This is a genomic window from Treponema bryantii (assembly GCF_900111035.1).
GTDB classification, from domain to species: domain Bacteria; phylum Spirochaetota; class Spirochaetia; order Treponematales; family Treponemataceae; genus Treponema_D; species Treponema_D bryantii_C.
The window spans coordinates 77,758-95,834 of sequence record NZ_FOFU01000005.1; the positions used below are offsets into that span (position 1 = coordinate 77,758).

The following is an 18,077-nucleotide window of genomic DNA, read 5'->3' on the forward strand; positions in this document are numbered from 1 at the left end:
ACATAAAAATAATATCTTATTTATTTTCATCTAGGCGTGTTTTACCGTCATTTTGCTGTATAAGGAAAGTACAGTTCTCAAATTTTAATTGAAAACTGTACTTTATGATTTTTCTATGATTTTGTAAATTCCATATTTAAGGAAAGTACACCAAATAACATTGTAAAAAATGTTGATGTACCAGTATTTTCACTTTTCCATGTGGATTTAGGGCCATCATTTGTAATTACAAAAGTTTCTGAAAATACTACTCCTGATGCATTCCATTTCATGGTTAATTTATTATTTGAAACTGAATATGTACCACATGAAGCTGCCGGTGAAGTTTTATCTCCAGAATAAGTCCAGTTTCCACCAATCAAAGTAATGGAACCATTCATTTGAGGAGGGAGGGCCTTAGTAAAGGAATATGTTCCGTTATACATGGAAATATTATCTTCTCCATCATTGTTTTCATTATTATCATCAGAATCATTATTGTTATTATCTTCAGGAGTATATTGCTTTGGATATGCATAAACATATAAACCAGCATATTGTTTAGATTCTATTGGATTATTACATTCGTAATACCATGAACATGACACTTTTATAAGCATATATTCTTCATTATTTGAAAGAATTTCTAAATAAGCTGGTCCATCAAGATATACAGTTCCACCATAACAGTAATCTCCTGATTCGAAGACTTCAGAAGTTTTTACTAATGAAATTTTTAGTTTTCCATCAGAAAATTCAATTTCGCTTAATTGAAAGTTATAATAAAATCCTTCTATTTTTAAGCCTATGGTGCTATGTTCAGCATCATCAGGCCAAAATTGATCGAAAATCATGCAGTTAGAATGGTTATTATAATAAGAATCCAAAATTGCATCTGTGATTATGGGATCTCCATTTTCATCAAGCTCTGGCATAATAAACTTTTTATCACCAAAGTTTTGATTATAATACTTTTGAGCTTCCGTGAGCCTTTCAAAAGAAGGGTCTTTACATGCAGTAAACATAATTACTGATAGTAAACCAATAATACTTATTAATACTTTTTTCATAAAATCCTCCAACGATTTTATAATTTTTCGAAAAAACATTGGATGATTTATCTTATTAACAATAAGTGGAATAATGTGCCTTCAATCTAACGTTTTTTCAATCTTCTTTTATTCTTTATACAATATGAATGGTGAAATTTAAAGGGGATAATAAAATACATAACAATAATTAAAAAATCAAAATCTCCTTATTATTGTAAAACTTCTTTCATAACGCTAAAATGCAATTACTATGGAAAATACTAAGCGTACTGTCACTTGCGGCGAGCTTCGCAAGAGTGATGTTGGTAAGAAAGTTGTTTTGAACGGTTGGGTAAGCCGTACCCGTGACTTGGGCGGCCTTTTGTTTATCCGTCTGCGTGACCGCTATGGAATCACACAGGTAATGGTTGGCGATAGTGCTAGTGATGATGTAAAGAAAATCGCCGCTTCCCTCAAGAGTGAATATTGTATCGCAGTTGAAGGCGTTGTAAATGCCCGCTCAGATAAAGATATTAATGCTGATATGGCAACAGGCGAAATTGAAGTTGAAGCATCTGATATTCAGATTTTCACAACTTCTCAGGAGCTTCCTTTCTCTATCGAAGAGGTTCGCCAGAAGGATGGTACTCTCGTAGTTGCAAACGAAGACCTTCGTTTGAAGTATCGCTACCTTGACCTCCGCCGCGAGCCAATGCAGCACAATATCATCCTCAGAAGCCAGGTTGCTTTTGCTACACGCGAGTACCTCACAGGTAAAGGCTTCCTTGAGATTGAAACTCCTACATTCATTAAATCAACTCCAGAAGGAGCACGCGACTACCTCGTTCCGTCACGCGTTCATCCTGGAAAATTCTATTCTCTCCCACAGAGCCCACAGCTTTACAAGCAGCTTCTGATGGTTTCTGGATTCGATAAGTATTTCCAGATTGCACGCTGCTACCGCGATGAAGATGCTCGTGGAGACCGTCAGCCTGAGTTTACTCAGATTGATATGGAGATGTCATTCACAAACCGCGAAGAAGTTCTTTCTACAACAGAAGGAATGATGCAGTACATCTTCAAAAAGACTTTGAATTATGATCTGCCGGCAAAGTTCGACCGCATTGCGTGGGAAGATGCTTTTGACTGGTATGGTTCAGATAAGCCAGATCTTCGTTTTGATATGAAGATGCAGGATGCAGCTTTCATGGCTGACCTCGCTGATTTCAACGCATTCAAGGCAGGTGCTGCAAACGCAGGCCGTGATGTTCAGCGTCACAAGAGAAGCGGAATTAAGGCTCTTGTTGTAAAGAACGTTGCTGATAAATACAGCCGCAAAAATATCGAAGCACTCGAAGAAGTTGCTAAGACATACAAGGCAAAAGGTCTTGCATGGATGAAAGTAAATGCAGAAGGTGCTTTCGAAGGCGGAATCTCTAAGTTCTATGCCGGAAAAGAAGCAGAAATCTGTGCAAAACTCGGTGCAGAAAAGAACGATTTGATTTTGTTCGTAAGCGACGAAAACTGGCAGCTTGCTTGTACAGCACTTGGTGCAGTTCGTAAGCAGCTTGGTAAGGACCTGAACCTTTACAATCCAAACGATGAATTCCACTTTGCATGGATTATCGACTTCCCATACTTTGCTTGGAATGAAGAAGAAAATCACTGGGAAACAGAACACCACATGTTCACACTCCCACAGAAGCAGTACTGGGATACACTCGAAAGCGATCCAGGTGCAGTAAAGGGTGATCTTTATGACCTCGTACTCAACGGATACGAACTTGCTTCTGGTTCTATGCGTATTAATGATCCTGCACTTCAGGAACGCATTTTCGAAATCGTTGGTTACAGCCGTGAACGTGCAGAGAAGGCTTTCGGCTTCCTCGTACAGGCCTTCAAGTTTGGTGCTCCACCACACGGAGGAATTGCACCAGGTCTCGACCGCCTCGTAATGCTTATGTGCCACGAAGAGTCAATCCACGAGGTAATCGCGTTCCCTAAGAACAACCTCGCAGCATCTCCTATGGACAGTTGTCCAAGCCCTGTTGATGAGCAGCAGCTTAAGGACCTTCACATTACCTGCTACGATGTAGAGAAAGATGACTAATTGTAAAACAAGCTGAAGAAATAGCTTGTAATATCATTGCCGTCCAGACCGGAAAGTTCGAAAGAATTAGTATGGTAAAGGACGGCATTTTTTGTGTCCGGAGTCAAAAACCGGGAAATTACATAGATACCCGGGCGGTTATCGCAGCCGCAGAAAATCCAGGTTGAATCAGACGGATTTCTAAAAAACTCACGGCTTCTTGTATCTTTAAATTCAGTTCCTTCCAGATCTCCGTGGTGGGCAAAATCAGTTGAAATTAAAAGAAAGTTTCTTTTGCGGCCGGCCTCTGAAAAGTAAGGCGCCAGCGAATCAGCCAGAAACTGCGCATTTTTCTGATTTAAAGGCGGCTCGCCATGTACTGCAATTACACAAACCTTAGCCTTTGGAAAATAACGGGAAATATACGGAATAAGAGTGTTCACGCCATGCTCGTCCGGGAAAACCTGCGGTTCGTAAGTTACCCCAAGTGCCGTTGCAATTTCACGCTCTTTCTTTTCGTCAGTGTAGACAATGCCGTTTTTAGTTTCCCAGCGGCAGTTATCCAGTGACCATTCCTGTGCAGAAAGACCATAGTGAGAAGGAGAGATTATAAAAAAGGTTTCGACCCTTCGGCGCTTTGCAATTTCTGAAAACCAGCTGTTAATCTGCTTTTCAGCAAGAAGATGATGGCTTACCGTTCCAGCCCAGAGCTCAGCCTTTGCCGGCGGAAGGGCTTCGAGAGGCGGCTCATAAATTACAGGTGGAATTTCTTCCCCGGCTGCTTCCCAGGTTTTAATCAGCTGACCACTGGCCGCAGGCTTCCGGCAGCCCGTAAGGAGCACCGGAACTGTAAAGAATACACTAGCCGCCAGCCACACCAATACTAACGGAATGCAGGAATTTCTGATTCTTTTACAAAGCATTCTTTTTCCCAGAAAGGCATATAATCAGTTATATCTTTTTTCTGTTTATAAACAATATCCTTCCATTGTTCATCTGTCATACGGTCAGTCATATCATGAGTAAACTCAACATAAGAGAAGCCGTAACCGATTGCAATTCGCTTTCCGCCCTGAGAGTTGTTCAGAGGAACATAAAGTCTTACAGGATTAGCAACTCCAACTTCAAGACAAACCTTAAATTCATTATTTGTGTAAACATCAGCAATGCAGGCCATTTTCAACTGATCGTTGTCCTCAGAATAGCCGCCGTTGGTATGAATCATTATAAGGCGGTTCAGAGAAGAAATAATAGTTGGAATCCATTCAATGTCATTGTATGCGACCGGCTGATTTTCTGCTTCAAGGCGGACAATCATAAGGATACGGTTATAGAGAGCAGAGAGATTTTCGAGTACGTATTTTGTTTCGTCATCAAGAAGATCATACTGGTCATAAATAGTCATGAGGTTTGCAACAGAAGCAATAGAACCTTCCCAGAACGGAAGATTTGGCTCGATATAATGAACAGGTTTTGGAAGCGGCTCAGTTCTATAGGTAGGCTCAAAATCACCGTCGCCGGCGCGTTCCGCTGCAACCTGCTTTACATACAAAATTGTATCGTGGCGGAGTTCTGCCCAGGTACCATGCGCCGCAATCTGTGACTTAATATTCCAGGCTGGCGATTCGGTGAAGTAGAAGCCGGCACCCTGTTCAAAGGTGGCCTGAGTTTTTACCTGATACAAAACCTGATTGTAATAAGTCTTATTCCAGAAGTCGCTGTCATATTCAGCAAAAGAAGTCTCAAAAGAATCGAGAATATCTTTAAGCCCCGGCATTGTAGCGTAATCAGTTTTTTCAAGAAGAGCATCAGCGGTCTTAGAACCAAAGGCCTTCATAATATCAAGACCGCGGACAATGTCGCGTGGCATAAAGCGAGGTGGAGAAACTTTTTCGTGTACCAGAGAATCATAAGTAAAACGCTGCCCAAAAAGACGCCATCCCATAGGCACAGAAGGCAGGCCGCTTTCTTCATCAACTTCTGAATACATCTGGAATACCGACTGTCCGCTGATTGCAGGCGGGCGAAGTTTCTCATTACAAAGCGACATAAATGCAACTATGTTATCGCGGTTAGCAGCCCATTCAGAATAATCAGTTATATTCTGGTCTTTCCACAGAGGGCAGATATCATCAAAGCTCAAATCATCAGACATACCAATAAGCGAAGTAATAGGATTAAAGAGATTTGACCATTTGATGTAGAGGTCGCCGTCTTTCTGGATTGTATCAACAATCAAAGTTATAACAGCTTCTTTCTGCAAAATTTCTTCTGGGGTCGGCTGATTTTCACGTGGCTTTGTAATTGTAAAGTGAAGGTGACCGTACCACATTGTTGCGCGGAAGTAAGTTTCGAGCAGTTTGTTTTTTGTGTAATGTCCGCGAGGCTTGTACTGAGTAAAATCTTCATCCTCACCAAAGATGGCTTCCTTGCCAGGCATTGCGTTCATGACGAGGCTATAATCATTTTGCACAGCTTCCGGATAAACAGAAAGCATTGTCTGAATTTCGTCACTAGACTTTTCCTGATATATAATAGGATTATACCAGTTATCAGTTTTAACTTTTTCGGGTGAGCTTTCTATGATTGCCTTAGGCACCTGAAAATACTGAATGGCCTGTTCGCGAATCTGTTCGGGTGCATCAGTTCGGGCAGAAAGAGCTTCAATAAAACCATTAGTAAGCTCTAACATTTGTGGAAGGAAATATTCTTCTTCTGTATATTGAAGCATGCGGTCAAAAATCAGATGCTGGCTGTGGGCTGCTAAATCAGTTGTAATAAAAATCGGGATAGACTTGTTGTATTTTAAGTTATTGTAGCAGTCTATCATATCATCGCTGCCAACATATTTTGCAGGTAGAACCTTCTGCATTGCAAGTCTGTTATTTTCAAGACTTTCAAGAACATTTTTTTCAAGAGGTGTATAACCCGAAATAGGGTAGAAGGAATCAAAAACTCCGCCTGTCTGATAAAGCATTGCAGAGATTCTGTTGTTTTCGATGGTATCTCTGAAACCGTAAAGGTCTGAACCAAAAACATAACCTTTTCTGCCTTCCCATTCTGCAGGGTAGAACCAGTTCCAGTTATCCTGAAAATTAAACATCTGCTGTGAATAATCATTTACAGGATTTTTATTCAAAAGCTTTTCACCGATTTTTATGATAGTACCGAAAGGCACAGCTTCTCCAAGTTCCTCGATGTTTTCGTTTAACGAGGCAGTTTTACCTTCAATATTAAAGGCTTCCTCCGGATAGAATTTGCAGACCTTGCTTGCAACTACCGCGGTCTGACCTTCGGTAATATTCTGTGTCGGAACTTCTTTGAACTCCATCGGGTCATCAAGAAAATCCTTATGTGCATCTGTATGAAAGGCACTTGTCGAAAGCTCTTTGCCTTTAAAGTCATAAATCGAATCAAAGGCAGCCTTTTTGGGAGCCTTAGGTTTTTCTGGCTCAGACTTTTTGATTTCTTTTGGAGCGGGAGTTTCAACAGGTGTCTGTTCAACTTGTTTTTCCTGTTCTTTATTGCAGGAAATTACAAAACAACTTAATAAAAGGAGAGAGAGTGAATAAACTAGTTTTTTCATATTCTAAATATGATACTTTTCAAAGTCACTGTCTATATGCGATAATTCATTTATGAAAAAAAGCATTCCAGCTACGCTTCTCATCCCGATTCCACTGATTTTTTTGTTTACACTCAGTTTAGCTTCCTGTCGCAAAAGGACACAGATTCATTTGCACGACAGGCACGTACTTTCGTATAATCTTGTAAAAAGTTATGCCGAAGAACACGGCGCGGTCAATCTGATTCTTCTGGATTATCATCATGACATAAGACCCGAATATGAAGTTATAAACAGTGTAGACTGGGTTGGAAAGCTTGTAGAAGAAGATTATGTAAAAAAAGTGATATGGCTTTCTGGTAAAAAGCTTCTGCTTCCAAACAGAAATGCCCGCATGGCCTGGCTGGAACGAAGCCTTAAAAATACCTATCCGGATACTGCAGATAAAATGCGAAATGCGGTTCAGCTTGTAGACTGGTATGATTTACATGATCTGAAGTTTGGGGATGCACGGGGAGCGGGAGATTTTGCTGGTCCGTTTGTAATCACCCTCGATTTTGATGTTTTTACAAAAGATCCTGGCAATCCTCCGGAGCTTTTTGTTGATGAGCTGTGCAACTGGATTCAAAAACAAAAACCTGAACTATTAACTATGTGTCTTTCAGCTTCATATCAGCCAGATCCTGAAAATGCATGGAGATGGTTAAATCGTTTTATTACAGGTTATAAAAGAAGTGCTGACTGGTATCTTGAAAGTGGAGATTTTGGCGAAAAAGAAGAGAGTAGAGATGATTTTGAAGCTCACAAAAAATGGGCCGAACTTCCTGAAGTTTATAAAAATGCCGAAGTACCATTTTATTCTGGCGGATATTTATGGCAGAATGCTCCAGCTTTTTTAACCAAATCTCTGATAGAAAAAAAGATAAATGCAGGAAATGAAACAGCAAAAGAGATTCTTTATATCTGGAACGATAAGAAATTAAAAAGCATGAAACAGACTTTTAATGAAGAGAAACTGCATGAAATGGCTGCTCTTGCAAAATCAACAATGCATCAGTTTTTTGAGGGAAAAGATTTTTACGCTCCGAATCAAAATATTCTGACAGATAAAGAAAGCTATGGTGTTGCAGTACGTTTTCGGAATTCTGAGGAAGACAGAGGCTGCCTTTCGTTATATACGGGAATTATTTATGAAGATATGGAGGAAGCCGTTCAGTATTGTACAAAAGAGGCTCTTGTTGATCCGAGATATACGAATATTCGTCAGGAGGAAGAAAAGTCTCTCATTACAAATATTTCTGTCTTTTCTGATTGGGAAAGCATGAACTCCTGTTATGATTTTACTCCAGGTTTGCATAGCCTTTTACTGGAAGATTCAACAGGTGAGAAAACATTACTTCAAGCTGCAATTGCGTTGGAACGTAATTACAGCTGTGAGGCATTTCTATCTCGTCTTTCAAATAAAGCTGGACTTGGCTTTGATGGCTGGAAAGATGAAGGTTTGAAATTTTATAAAGCTAGAACGATTTCTTATTCAGCATTTGAATTATAATTTGCCAGCAATTCTTTATAGAAGTTATAAACTGACATATTTATATGAGGTTGAAGCCATATTGCCCCAAAACCGAGGGTTAGAATAATCAGAAGATACTGGCCTATAAAACTTAAATAAAATTTAAAAAGTTCTGCACGATAGCCTTTTGTAATAGCCTTACTTACATTCATTGCTTCTCTAATCTTCAGGTCATTGTTATCTGCAATAGCGTAGGTATTCAGACAATAGGCAAGCCATTTGAAAATATAAACAGAATAAAAACAAATTAAGCCAGATATATTGATAATTTTGCTTGCTATTTTTGGATCTATAAGTTTTTTTTCTATAAGAATGTAAAATACAAAACCTTCAATGCAAATAAGTGGAATAAGGAAAAGGAGTCCCCATATGGATACCCATAGAATAGTCCACCAGTAATTACCAATACCTTTTCCAGCAAGCTTGAAATTAGCAAAATAATCTTTAAGTGTAAAATTATAATACTGGTCAGTCTTTTTTTGTTTTGCAATCTGAACAATTAACGCAAAATATGCCATGCTGAAAACAGGAGTTATTAAACCGGTAATTAAAATATCAAGAAATTGAAAAGGTTGAAATGTGGTGGAAAATTTGAAATTAGTAAATAAGTTTGTACTATAGATCTTAGGAAGAATTTTTGAAAACGGGGAAAACCGGATTGGAATAAATACTGTAAATATGATTGCCAGAGTATAAGAAACAATTAAACTGATTAGTAACGCAAGACGCGGTGTTTTAGAATAAGGCTTTAGCTGTTCAGCAGCCAATACTTTTTTAGCATTGAAATTCATAAATTTTCCTTTTTAAATAACAATTTTTTAATTGTAAAATTGAAATTCCCGTGCAAAAACACGGGAATTTATTTTACATATTCAGAATTCTAAGAATCTTTTTTGTGAAAAGAACACAAAGAATATCGATAATCCAGATTACGTTCCAGCCGAGAAGCAGCAGGCGGATAATACCTGCAACAGGTTTTCCTTCCTGGAAGCGGGTTACAGCTCCAAATAACCATGAAGTTACCGGAATAATTGCCAGAATAAGGCTGATAAGCCATGGCAGTCCAAAATAATCTTTACCTTTTTTTGCCATTAAAATGACCTCCTGATTTGTCTTTATCTCTATTTTATAACGGATTGGGTAATTTGCAACGTTTTTTTGGCTAACGACCGTTCATTTTTTCTTAAACTAATTAACGTTAGTTACCGATATTTATAGTATGAGTAAGAAAAATATTTCACAGGAAAAAATTATTCAGGCTTTTATGGCCAGCGCTTTTGATAAGAGTGCCGGCGCCAGTTCTCTGGCTGATGTAGCAGATATTCTGGAGATTAAAAAGGCTTCTCTCTATAACCACTTTGAGAGCCGCGATGCTATGTATACTGCAACACTTTCTTATTGTGCTAAAGAAATAGAAGCTGTAGGTTTTACGCAGGAGAAGACACTTGAAGGAATTAAGGGTGGAAAAACAGCTCCTTCTGCAGTATTTAAGAAGCTCATAACACGCTATACAGAGCTTTTTGAAAACGAACCTTTGTTCCAGATTTATGTTTTCGTTCACAGCGAACAGTATTTTAATCTTGATGCATTCAAAATTGTTGAAGGGGAAAACAACAGAATTTGTGATGCAATAAAGGATATTCTTACTGCTTTTGCTGCTGCAAAGAAAATTGCAAAGAAAACAGATAAGGAACTTAAAGATATTGCTGCACAGCTCTCTGCAATCATTATTCAGCATAGAGATTACTATATTGCAGCAAGAAAAGAGATTGTACGACAGAATCCAGACAGTAAGGCTGGTGGACTTTTTGCACTTCCAACAGATGAGGCTGCTCTTAGCCGAACTCTCAAACTGGTAGATGCTGTATTGAAATCTCTTTAATCACCGTATATCCGATGAATTTCATCGGTATATTCACCATCATCATTACGTACTACAAGAGGCGGTTCAATTATGAGCCGTCTCTTTGCATTTTTACGGGCTTCTATCATTACCATATTCGGTTCTTTGTCAGCAAAAGGGTAAATAAGCTGCATTCTTTTTGCTTCCAGCTTATGAGTTGCAAGTGATTCGAAAATTTCTGGAAGTCGGTAAGGCCTGTGAATCATGAAAAAACGCCCGTGTGTAGCCAGAAGATAATCTGCAGCCGCTACAACATCTTCAAGTGTACATAAAACTTCATGTCGTGCTATTGTTTTTGCATCCAGATTATTACCTTTTCCGTGAATGTCAGCCATATAAGGCGGATTACAGGTTACAACATTGAAGCTGTGTTTATCAAAAAGTTTATCAACCTCACATAAATTACCTTTTACTATATTTATCTGATTTTCAAGCTTATTCAGAGCTATACTGCGCTTTGCCATTTCTGCAGAAGCATCCTGAACTTCCAGTCCGGTAAATGTTATTGAAGATTTCAGATTATTTGAGCTTAAAGCCTGGCTTCCAGCCATCAAAAGTGGAATAATTCCGGTTCCTGTTCCCAGATCGATTACTTTTTCACCAGCCTGTACTCCACTTGCAGAGCGTAAACCTCCTGAAACAGCAAAATCAGCCAGTAAAACCGCATCTATTCCAAACTGGAAGCGTTCTGTGTCCTGAATAATCTTAAAGCCGTTGCGTAATGTATCAACCTGTTCCATAGTTCAAATATAACAGAAATTTACTATATATTAGAAAAAATTAGCAATTAACAAAAAGTGTGATATACTATTTTTATTAACATAAACAAAATTATAAAAAAAAACAATTCTATATTTGATTGTTTATTAATGGAAGGGATAAATGGCTAAAACAAGAATTGGTAAACTTCGTATTTCTTTAGCAGTCAAGTTGTTGGTAATGTTTCTGGCAGTTCTTTTTGTCGCAAACATTATCTTTGGAGAAGTTGCATATAGAGAAGCTTCTGTTGGAATGACTAGAAGTGTTTATAGTCAGATAGATTCTCTTTCCTGGGATGTTGTTCACCAGATTCAGGCTATAAACGATAAGCACTTTCAGACTCTTCATTCAATTGCAGAACTTGCTATTATGAAGGATGAAACAGTTTCTCTGGCAGATAAACAGAATCAGTTGAAAAAAGTTGCTGCTTCAATTGGCTCAAATATTCAGAATATGGCCTTTTATGATGCACAGGGAAATGCAATTACAGATGATGGCCGTCTTATGAATTTTGCAGCCCGTCCTTATTTCAAAGAATCTTTTTCTGGAAAAGATTTTGTTTCGGATCCTGCATTAAGTGCTGTTACTAATAGTATTCTTCAGCATTATGGAGTACCGGTATATAACGAAAATCATAAACCAATTGGTGCAATCGTAATGGTTATCCAGGGAAATACAATCCTTGATACAATTTCAAAGATCGATATGGGTGGTGGAATGCATCCATCGGTTATCAACTGGGCTACAAGTACAACTGTTGCAAATGCAAATGAAGGAACTGATGAAAATGCAAATGGAGATCAGCAGCTTGATGAAACACAAGGACTTGGTCTTATTCTTGCAAATATCTTCCAGGGAAAAGAAGGTATCGATGCCTTTGAAGATCCTAATATTCATGTACATCTTATTGCTTCATACAAAAAAATCCCTGGTACAACCTGGACACTGTTTGGTGTAGCTTCATATGATTATTACTTTGGTACACTGAGTTCAATGAATCGCTCTCTTACATATGTAAATATGATAACACTTTTAATTTCTGCTGTCATAATTGTTATTCTTGTAAGACTTCTTATTAAGCCTCTTACTGTTGTAAAGAAATCTATTGAAACAATTGCCAGTGGAAATGCAGATCTTACACAGCGTATTCCAGCAGCTTCAAATGATGAAATTGGTGATGTAGTTCGGGGCTTTAATACCTTCGTTGAAAAACTTCAGGGAATTGTAACAAATCTCCAGTTATCTAAATCAAATCTTATTAGTGTTGATAGCGGACTTCAGGAAACAACACAGGATGCTTCTGCATCAATTACAGAAATTATTGCAAATATCGAAAGTGTAAATAAACAGATTCTTAGTCAGGCTGATTCTGTACAGGAAACTGCCGGCGCGGTAAATCAGATCAGTTCAAATATCAGTTCTCTTGAGCGTATGATTGAATCTCAGGCTGCAAGTGTAACTGAGGCTTCTGCCTCTGTAGAACAGATGATTGGAAATATCAATGCTGTTAATAATTCTGTAGGAAAGATGATTGAATCCTTCCATACATTACAGGAGCACTCTTCAGCTGGTTTCACTACACAGAATAATGCAAATGAAAAAATCATGCGTATTGAGGAACAGTCTAAGATGCTTCAGGAAGCAAATATCGCTATTGCCAATATTGCAGAACAGACAAACCTTCTTGCTATGAATGCGGCAATCGAAGCGGCACATGCTGGTGAAGCAGGTAAAGGATTCGCTGTCGTTGCCGATGAAATCCGTAAGCTTTCAGAAACTTCAACTGATCAGTCTAAGACAATTGGAAATGAGCTTCAGAAGATTTCTGAGACTATCCAGGATGTTGTAAGCGTTTCTAGCGAAACAAACACAGCCTTTACAGCAATTACTAACAGTATTGCAGAAACCAGTCAGATTATTGAGCAGATTAAGGGCGCAATGGAAGAGCAGCAGATTGGTTCTAAGCAGATTATAGATGCTTTGCATGCTATGAATAATTCAACTTCTGAAGTACGTTCTGCATCTGATGAAATGACAGAAGGAAATAAACACATTCTCAAGGAAATTGAGAAACTGCAGATTTCAACTGACTCAATGAAGGGAAGTATTGATGAAATGCATATTGGTGTTGAGCGAATGAATGCAACTGGTGCAGCCCTTTCTGTAATCACCGGAACTGTTGCCGACAATATTAAGAAGATTGGTTCAGAGATTGATTTGTTCAAAGTTTAACTTGAATTCTTTTTAAACTCACTATATACTTCAAGAATGGATGACAAAAAGCATCAAAAATGTCATCCATTTTGGAGTAAAAAATTATGATTTTTGATGAGAATTACACTGTTCCAAAAATGATAAAGAATTCTGCTGAGCAGTTTTCTGAAGTAAATGCACAGATGAAGCGCATAAAGAATGGTCAGTTTGAACCTGTGCTTTATCGTGAAGTATACCAGCTTGGTCTTGATTTTGGTGCAGCTTTACTCAGCCTTGGAATTCAGCGTGGCGATCCAATTGGTCTTATTTCTGATAACCGTGCAGAATGGTTATATGTAGACCTCGGTATTATGAATATTGGAGCTGTTGATGTTCCACGAGGCTGTGATGCAACTCCAATCGACCTTGAAAAAATCCTTTCTATTACAGAAGCTAAGTATTGTGTAGTTGAAAATAACTCACAGGTTACAAAACTTCTTTCTTTAAAAGATAAGCTTCCTGCACTTAAAACAATCATATCTATTGAAAGTGATGTAAAAGCAGATAATCAGGAAACTGCAAAGGCTGCAGGAGTAACAATTCTTCTTTATGAAGATCTGATGAAGATTGGCCAGAAATGGCGTATTGAAAATAAGGGTAAAGTAGAAGAAGAACTTGAAAAGGGTAAGGGTGATGAACTTGCTACAATCATCTTTACTTCTGGAACTACAGGTACACCAAAGGGAGTAATGCTTACTCATCACAACTTCCTTGCTCAGCTTGATGAAATTCCAGAGCGTATCTTCCTGAACCCTGGTGACAGAGCATTAAGCGTACTTCCAGTATGGCATGTTTTTGAACGCGAAGTTGAATACGTAATCTTGATTCAGGGTGCATGTCTTTGTTATTCTAAGCCGGTTGGTTCAATTCTTCTGGCAGACTTTAAGACACTTAATCCACATCTTCTTCCAGCTGTTCCTCGTGTATTCGAAGCAGTTTATGATGGAATTACAAAGAAGATGCGTAAAACCGGTGGTATTGTACTTGCAATGTTCAACTTCTTTGTTCGCGTTGCAAAGATTCAGAAGGCAATGTCTCGACGTATGTTCAACAAAAATGCCTGCTATACACGCTACTATCCTGTATTCTGGTGGATTGTTTGTCTGATTCCTTGGACTCTTTTGTGGCCTCTGTACGGTCTTGGAAATCTTCTTGTATTCAGAAAAATCAAATCTATGCTTGGTACAAACTTCCGTGCCGGTGTTGCTGGTGGTGGTGCATTCCCTAAGTTTATTGATGAATTCTTCTGGGCAATCGGAGTTCAGATTGTAGAAGGTTATGGACTTACAGAAACTGCTCCAATCGTTGCAGTTCGCCCTATGGCTGATCCAATTTTCAGAACTATCGGTTCTCCAATCCGTGGTGTTGAAGCACGCATTGTTGACCCACAGGACGGTTTTGTTCTTGGCCGCTGTAAAGAAGGTGTTCTTCAGATTAAGGGACCAACAGTAATGAAAGGTTACTACAAACGCCCAGACCTTACTGCAAAGGTAATCAATGAAGACGGCTGGCTTGATACAGGTGACCTTGCAATCATGACAATTCATAACGAACTTTGTATTAAGGGCCGTATTAAGGATACAATCGTTCTTCGCGGTGGTGAAAACCTTGAGCCACTTCCTATTGAAACAAAGCTTTCTGAATCACGCTATATTAAGCAGGCTGTAGTTGTTGGTCAGGACCAGCGCTACCTTGCAGCTTTAATTCTTGTTGATGAAGATGAAATTAAAAACTACGCTGCTTACAATGGTTTGCAGTATGATACTTACGAGAATCTTCTTGAATCAGAAGCAATTCAGAAACTTTATGAAACAGAAATTGCAAACCTTATCAGTGCAAAGAACGGCTTCAAGATGTTCGAACGTATTTCAAAGTTCTCCCTCATCACAAAGCCATTCGAAGTTGGCGTAGAACTTTCCGCAAAACAGGAAATCATGCGCTTCCGCATCAACGATTTGTATAAAGATAAGATTGCGGCTATGTTTAAAGAAGACTAACCTAAAATTGATTAAACGATAAAAAAAAGACCTGCGAGAGCAGGTCTTTTTTTTGTTTTAATGTCATTGTCGGGCTTGACCCGACAATCTTTATGACGCTTATTTACTCAACAAATTATTAAGATGCTTTACGAACTCCGCAGGTTCCTTAACTTCCATACCGGCAATCATCAATGCCTGAGTGAAGAGAACTTCTGAAACGTCTGCAATCAGAGCTTCGTCGTCGCTTTCCTTACCAGCCACAAAAACGGCATCAAAGGCGACCACACAATCCTGTATCCATCATACTTTATTGGGTTTAAGATTAAGTAAGTCAAAAATTGAAGAATCGTTTAAAACCGAGCCGATAGGGTCGGTTTAGATTCATCGCAAGAACGGCTCAGAGCGAGATTTATCGAGCGACAATAATCGAAGAACCGTTAAAAACAAAAGACCTGCGAAATTCTCGCCGGTCTTTTGTTTAATTTTTCAAATCAGAAAATTTCTTCCAGATTATTATTGAATTTATGAACAAAGATTTCGCACTCACCGTTTGAAAGTCTACTTCCATTTGTAACTACAATAATATTTCCATTCGAATCTCTATTTATATCTTTTATTGTTTCACCTTTTATTTGTTTTTTCACAAAGATTGTATCTGGATCATTATAATCTCTCTTTTCGATAATATTTCCTTTTGCTGTAAATAAATATTGATCCATAAACAAGGTATAGTCAAACACATGACCATAATCATCTTCAGTTTTTATTGTTTTCAAGCACTCACCTGTTTCACAATTAAAAATCCTTGAAAAAGTACCTGTAATTATCTTTTCTTCATTTCCATACCGGAAAATATTTCCATTATTTCCATTAGTACCTCTAAATGAATTATTATTTTTAGAAAATGAAGAAAAATCTAAATTAAAAATTCCTGAATATATACTATTTTCCTTCCAGACTAATCGCTTTGTTTCTGGAAAATAAATCATTTGATAATTCACTGACATAGGATAAAAATCTGTCCATGCAGAAGATTCTAGCATTGGAATTGAAAAATCTGCAGTGTCATAAAGTTTCCAATTACCGCTCCATTCTGCAATTAAAAGCTTTGTATCATTATCTATTAATATAATATCATTAATTGTGTCTGTAGTTGTATATAACAAAGAATCTGTTTTAGTTATTAAATCTAATAGATAAAGATTCTGTTCACATGCAACGTAAACCTTTTCATTCTTAAAAACAGCTTTTACAATTTCTTCCGGATACTCTTTGAATTGATTCAGTTTACTTGTTGAATAATCGTAATAATAAAGAAAATTTGTTGCTTTTGGATTATTTGTTGAACTATCTTCATGTTCCTTAAGAAAATAAAAACCTTTATCATCATATGAACATACTGAAAATATATTTGCAGCATTTGGAAGTCTTTCTTCCATATCTTCAATTTGGAAATTAATTAGTGATGTTTCATTCTCATCAAAGTAATGCTCTGGACGGATAAAAACATAAAGAGGGGCACCATCTGTGTTATAAACAACAGAACCAGATTCATGTTTTGAAATTTGGTCATAAGTAGAGATTTGTTTTCCATAAAGGCGTGAAATCTCTTTTGTCACTATAAGCTGTGTATTTTCATTATTTGAATAAGATACTTTAATACAGCCATTTTGTTTTGTATTAATTTTACATGCATAGAATATATCTGAATTCGGATCATTGTAATTATAATAAAAAGAATCTGACACTGGTAAATCAACATCAACAAAATATTCCTTGTTGATTCCAACCATTTGATATTTCATATCATCTGGATGAATTTGCGAATCACTATAATTATAAAACCAATATCCTGCATAATTATATGTATTCAACGTATTGTTTATTTTCATTGTACCATAACAATATACAGATTGACTTGATCTTCTAACAATTAAAAAATCCACATAACTGGTAGATTCAGGCATATCAATTGAAAAACGCAGTTGATTATTAGCAATTGTTCCTACAAATCTTTGTTTATCATTTCTTTTTCCATCATCAGAAAAAGAATCAAAGTATACATCCATATCATTAGTTTCATTTGGTGTACAGGATAAATTAAAAGTTAATGATTTTTTTGAATCATTGAATAAACCTGTACATCCAGAGAAAACAAACAATAATACAATTAATCCTAGTTGAATGAGTGGTATTACTTTTTTCTTCATTCTTTTTTTACCTCTTTTTTTAAATAATTAAACTATTTCAGAGAGTGCTTTTAATAAATCTATAGCTCCCGGTACAATTCGAATAACATATGCAGTATCATCAATAATTTTATAAAAGACAGAATATTTTCCTTCAGAAAAATATCTGATGCCTTCACTCAAATATGGTTCTTCCTGAAAATGATGATACGAGTCTGCCATGAAACTTAAATCATCAACTGCTTTAGTAAGTTGTTGAAGAAGTCTTACAGCCGCATTAAGATTATGATATTCATTTGCCACAAAGTCATAAATTCTATCTAAATCAGCTTCTGCCTTTTTTGTGTATGAAACTTTGAAATTATTCATATTCCGTATTTTTCATGTAGCCGTTGATTTACAACTTCACCTGGAATTACTCTTCCTGCTTTTATATCAGAAAGACCTTCATCTAGTTTCTGGTTAAGCTCATTTATAGAAGAAACAGACATATCAGGAGGCACAGGATCTTTGTCCTGCAATGATTCTGCTACAACAGAAAGCAAGTTTAGCCGCTGTTCAAAAGAAAGAGTTAGAATTGTATTGAGTAATTTTGAATAATCTTCCTGTGGCATATATACCTCCAATTAACTGTATTATAACATAATTGAACTAATAAAAAAAGCGAAATACAGATTCATGTATTTCGCCTTCATATAGATCCAGAAACAAGGTCTAGACAACGGTACTTTCGAGCCCTTCGACTCCGCTCAGGGAC

The 18,077-nt window shown here is 37.4% G+C and carries 15 protein-coding genes; 5 read left to right on the forward strand and 10 right to left on the reverse strand.

The features are described from left to right. Nucleotides 1–113: 113 nt before the first annotated feature. The gene (locus BMY21_RS10255; RefSeq protein WP_074643771.1) at nucleotides 114–1,049 is read right to left on the reverse strand and encodes a hypothetical protein; all 936 of its coding nucleotides are present in this window, start codon (nucleotides 1,047–1,049) and stop codon (nucleotides 114–116) included. Nucleotides 1,050–1,281: 232 nt separating this feature from the next. Here BMY21_RS10255 and aspS point away from each other — a divergent pair, with 232 nt between their 5' ends. Then, entirely contained in the window at nucleotides 1,282–3,120 is a 1,839-nt protein-coding gene (gene aspS / locus BMY21_RS10260; RefSeq protein ID WP_074643774.1) for an aspartate--tRNA ligase, read from the forward strand. Here aspS and amrB read toward each other — a convergent pair. Continuing rightward, entirely contained in the window at nucleotides 3,117–4,022 is a 906-nt protein-coding gene (amrB, locus tag BMY21_RS10265; RefSeq protein WP_074643776.1) for an AmmeMemoRadiSam system protein B, read from the reverse strand. The two genes, aspS and amrB, sit on opposite strands and share 4 nt — an antisense overlap. Beyond that, entirely contained in the window at nucleotides 3,983–6,685 is a 2,703-nt protein-coding gene (locus BMY21_RS10270; RefSeq protein ID WP_074643778.1) for a DUF3160 domain-containing protein, read from the reverse strand. The genes amrB and BMY21_RS10270 overlap by 40 nt, the downstream gene beginning before the upstream one ends. A 52-nt stretch (nucleotides 6,686–6,737) precedes the next feature. Between BMY21_RS10270 and BMY21_RS10275 the strand changes: the two genes are divergently transcribed. Beyond that, a complete protein-coding gene (locus BMY21_RS10275; protein ID WP_074643780.1) occupies nucleotides 6,738–8,216 on the forward strand; it encodes an AMMECR1 domain-containing protein in 1,479 nt (492 codons plus the stop codon). Here BMY21_RS10275 and BMY21_RS10280 read toward each other — a convergent pair. Both BMY21_RS10280 and BMY21_RS10285 read right to left on the reverse strand, forming a co-directional pair. Continuing rightward, a complete protein-coding gene (locus BMY21_RS10280; protein ID WP_074643783.1) occupies nucleotides 8,195–9,028 on the reverse strand; it encodes a DUF975 family protein in 834 nt (277 codons plus the stop codon). The genes BMY21_RS10275 and BMY21_RS10280 overlap by 22 nt on opposite strands. 73 nt (nucleotides 9,029–9,101) lie before the next feature. Beyond that, nucleotides 9,102–9,329, reverse strand: coding sequence for a hypothetical protein (locus tag BMY21_RS10285; protein WP_074643786.1), 228 nt, complete (start codon nucleotides 9,327–9,329; stop codon nucleotides 9,102–9,104). Nucleotides 9,330–9,456: 127 nt separating this feature from the next. Here BMY21_RS10285 and BMY21_RS10290 point away from each other — a divergent pair, with 127 nt between their 5' ends. Further along, complete coding sequence (locus tag BMY21_RS10290) at nucleotides 9,457–10,119, forward strand: TetR/AcrR family transcriptional regulator (protein WP_074643789.1); 663 nt, start codon at nucleotides 9,457–9,459, stop codon at nucleotides 10,117–10,119. Here the strand turns inward: BMY21_RS10290 and BMY21_RS10295 are convergent. Next, nucleotides 10,116–10,880: a tRNA1(Val) (adenine(37)-N6)-methyltransferase gene (locus BMY21_RS10295; protein ID WP_074643791.1), complete on the reverse strand. Its 765-nt coding sequence runs from the start codon at nucleotides 10,878–10,880 to the stop codon at nucleotides 10,116–10,118. The two genes, BMY21_RS10290 and BMY21_RS10295, sit on opposite strands and share 4 nt — an antisense overlap. A 142-nt stretch (nucleotides 10,881–11,022) precedes the next feature. Between BMY21_RS10295 and BMY21_RS10300 the strand changes: the two genes are divergently transcribed. Together BMY21_RS10300 and BMY21_RS10305 are read left to right on the forward strand one after the other, a co-directional pair. Further along, complete coding sequence (locus BMY21_RS10300; protein ID WP_074643794.1) at nucleotides 11,023–13,131, forward strand: methyl-accepting chemotaxis protein; 2,109 nt, start codon at nucleotides 11,023–11,025, stop codon at nucleotides 13,129–13,131. A gap of 86 nt (nucleotides 13,132–13,217) precedes the next feature. Beyond that, on the forward strand, nucleotides 13,218–15,149 hold the full coding sequence (locus BMY21_RS10305; RefSeq protein ID WP_074643796.1) for an AMP-dependent synthetase/ligase: 1,932 nt from the start codon (nucleotides 13,218–13,220) through the stop codon (nucleotides 15,147–15,149). 99 nt (nucleotides 15,150–15,248) lie between these two features. Here BMY21_RS10305 and BMY21_RS15850 read toward each other — a convergent pair whose 3' ends face one another. The 4 genes from BMY21_RS15850 to BMY21_RS10320 all read right to left on the reverse strand — a co-directional run bounded on the left by BMY21_RS15850 (nucleotide 15,249) and on the right by BMY21_RS10320 (nucleotide 17,934). Further along, nucleotides 15,249–15,416: a hypothetical protein gene (locus BMY21_RS15850; RefSeq protein WP_177177745.1), complete on the reverse strand. Its 168-nt coding sequence runs from the start codon at nucleotides 15,414–15,416 to the stop codon at nucleotides 15,249–15,251. Nucleotides 15,417–15,622: 206 nt separating this feature from the next. Beyond that, nucleotides 15,623–17,341 (reverse strand): hypothetical protein, encoded by a 1,719-nt coding sequence (locus BMY21_RS10310; RefSeq protein WP_074643798.1) that lies wholly within the window; start codon nucleotides 17,339–17,341, stop codon nucleotides 15,623–15,625. 27 nt (nucleotides 17,342–17,368) lie between these two features. Continuing rightward, the gene (locus tag BMY21_RS10315) at nucleotides 17,369–17,689 is read right to left on the reverse strand and encodes a type II toxin-antitoxin system RelE/ParE family toxin (protein WP_074643801.1); all 321 of its coding nucleotides are present in this window, start codon (nucleotides 17,687–17,689) and stop codon (nucleotides 17,369–17,371) included. Continuing rightward, on the reverse strand, nucleotides 17,686–17,934 hold the full coding sequence (locus BMY21_RS10320) for a hypothetical protein (protein ID WP_074643803.1): 249 nt from the start codon (nucleotides 17,932–17,934) through the stop codon (nucleotides 17,686–17,688). The genes BMY21_RS10315 and BMY21_RS10320 overlap by 4 nt, the downstream gene beginning before the upstream one ends. Between the last annotated feature and the right edge of the window lie 143 nt (nucleotides 17,935–18,077).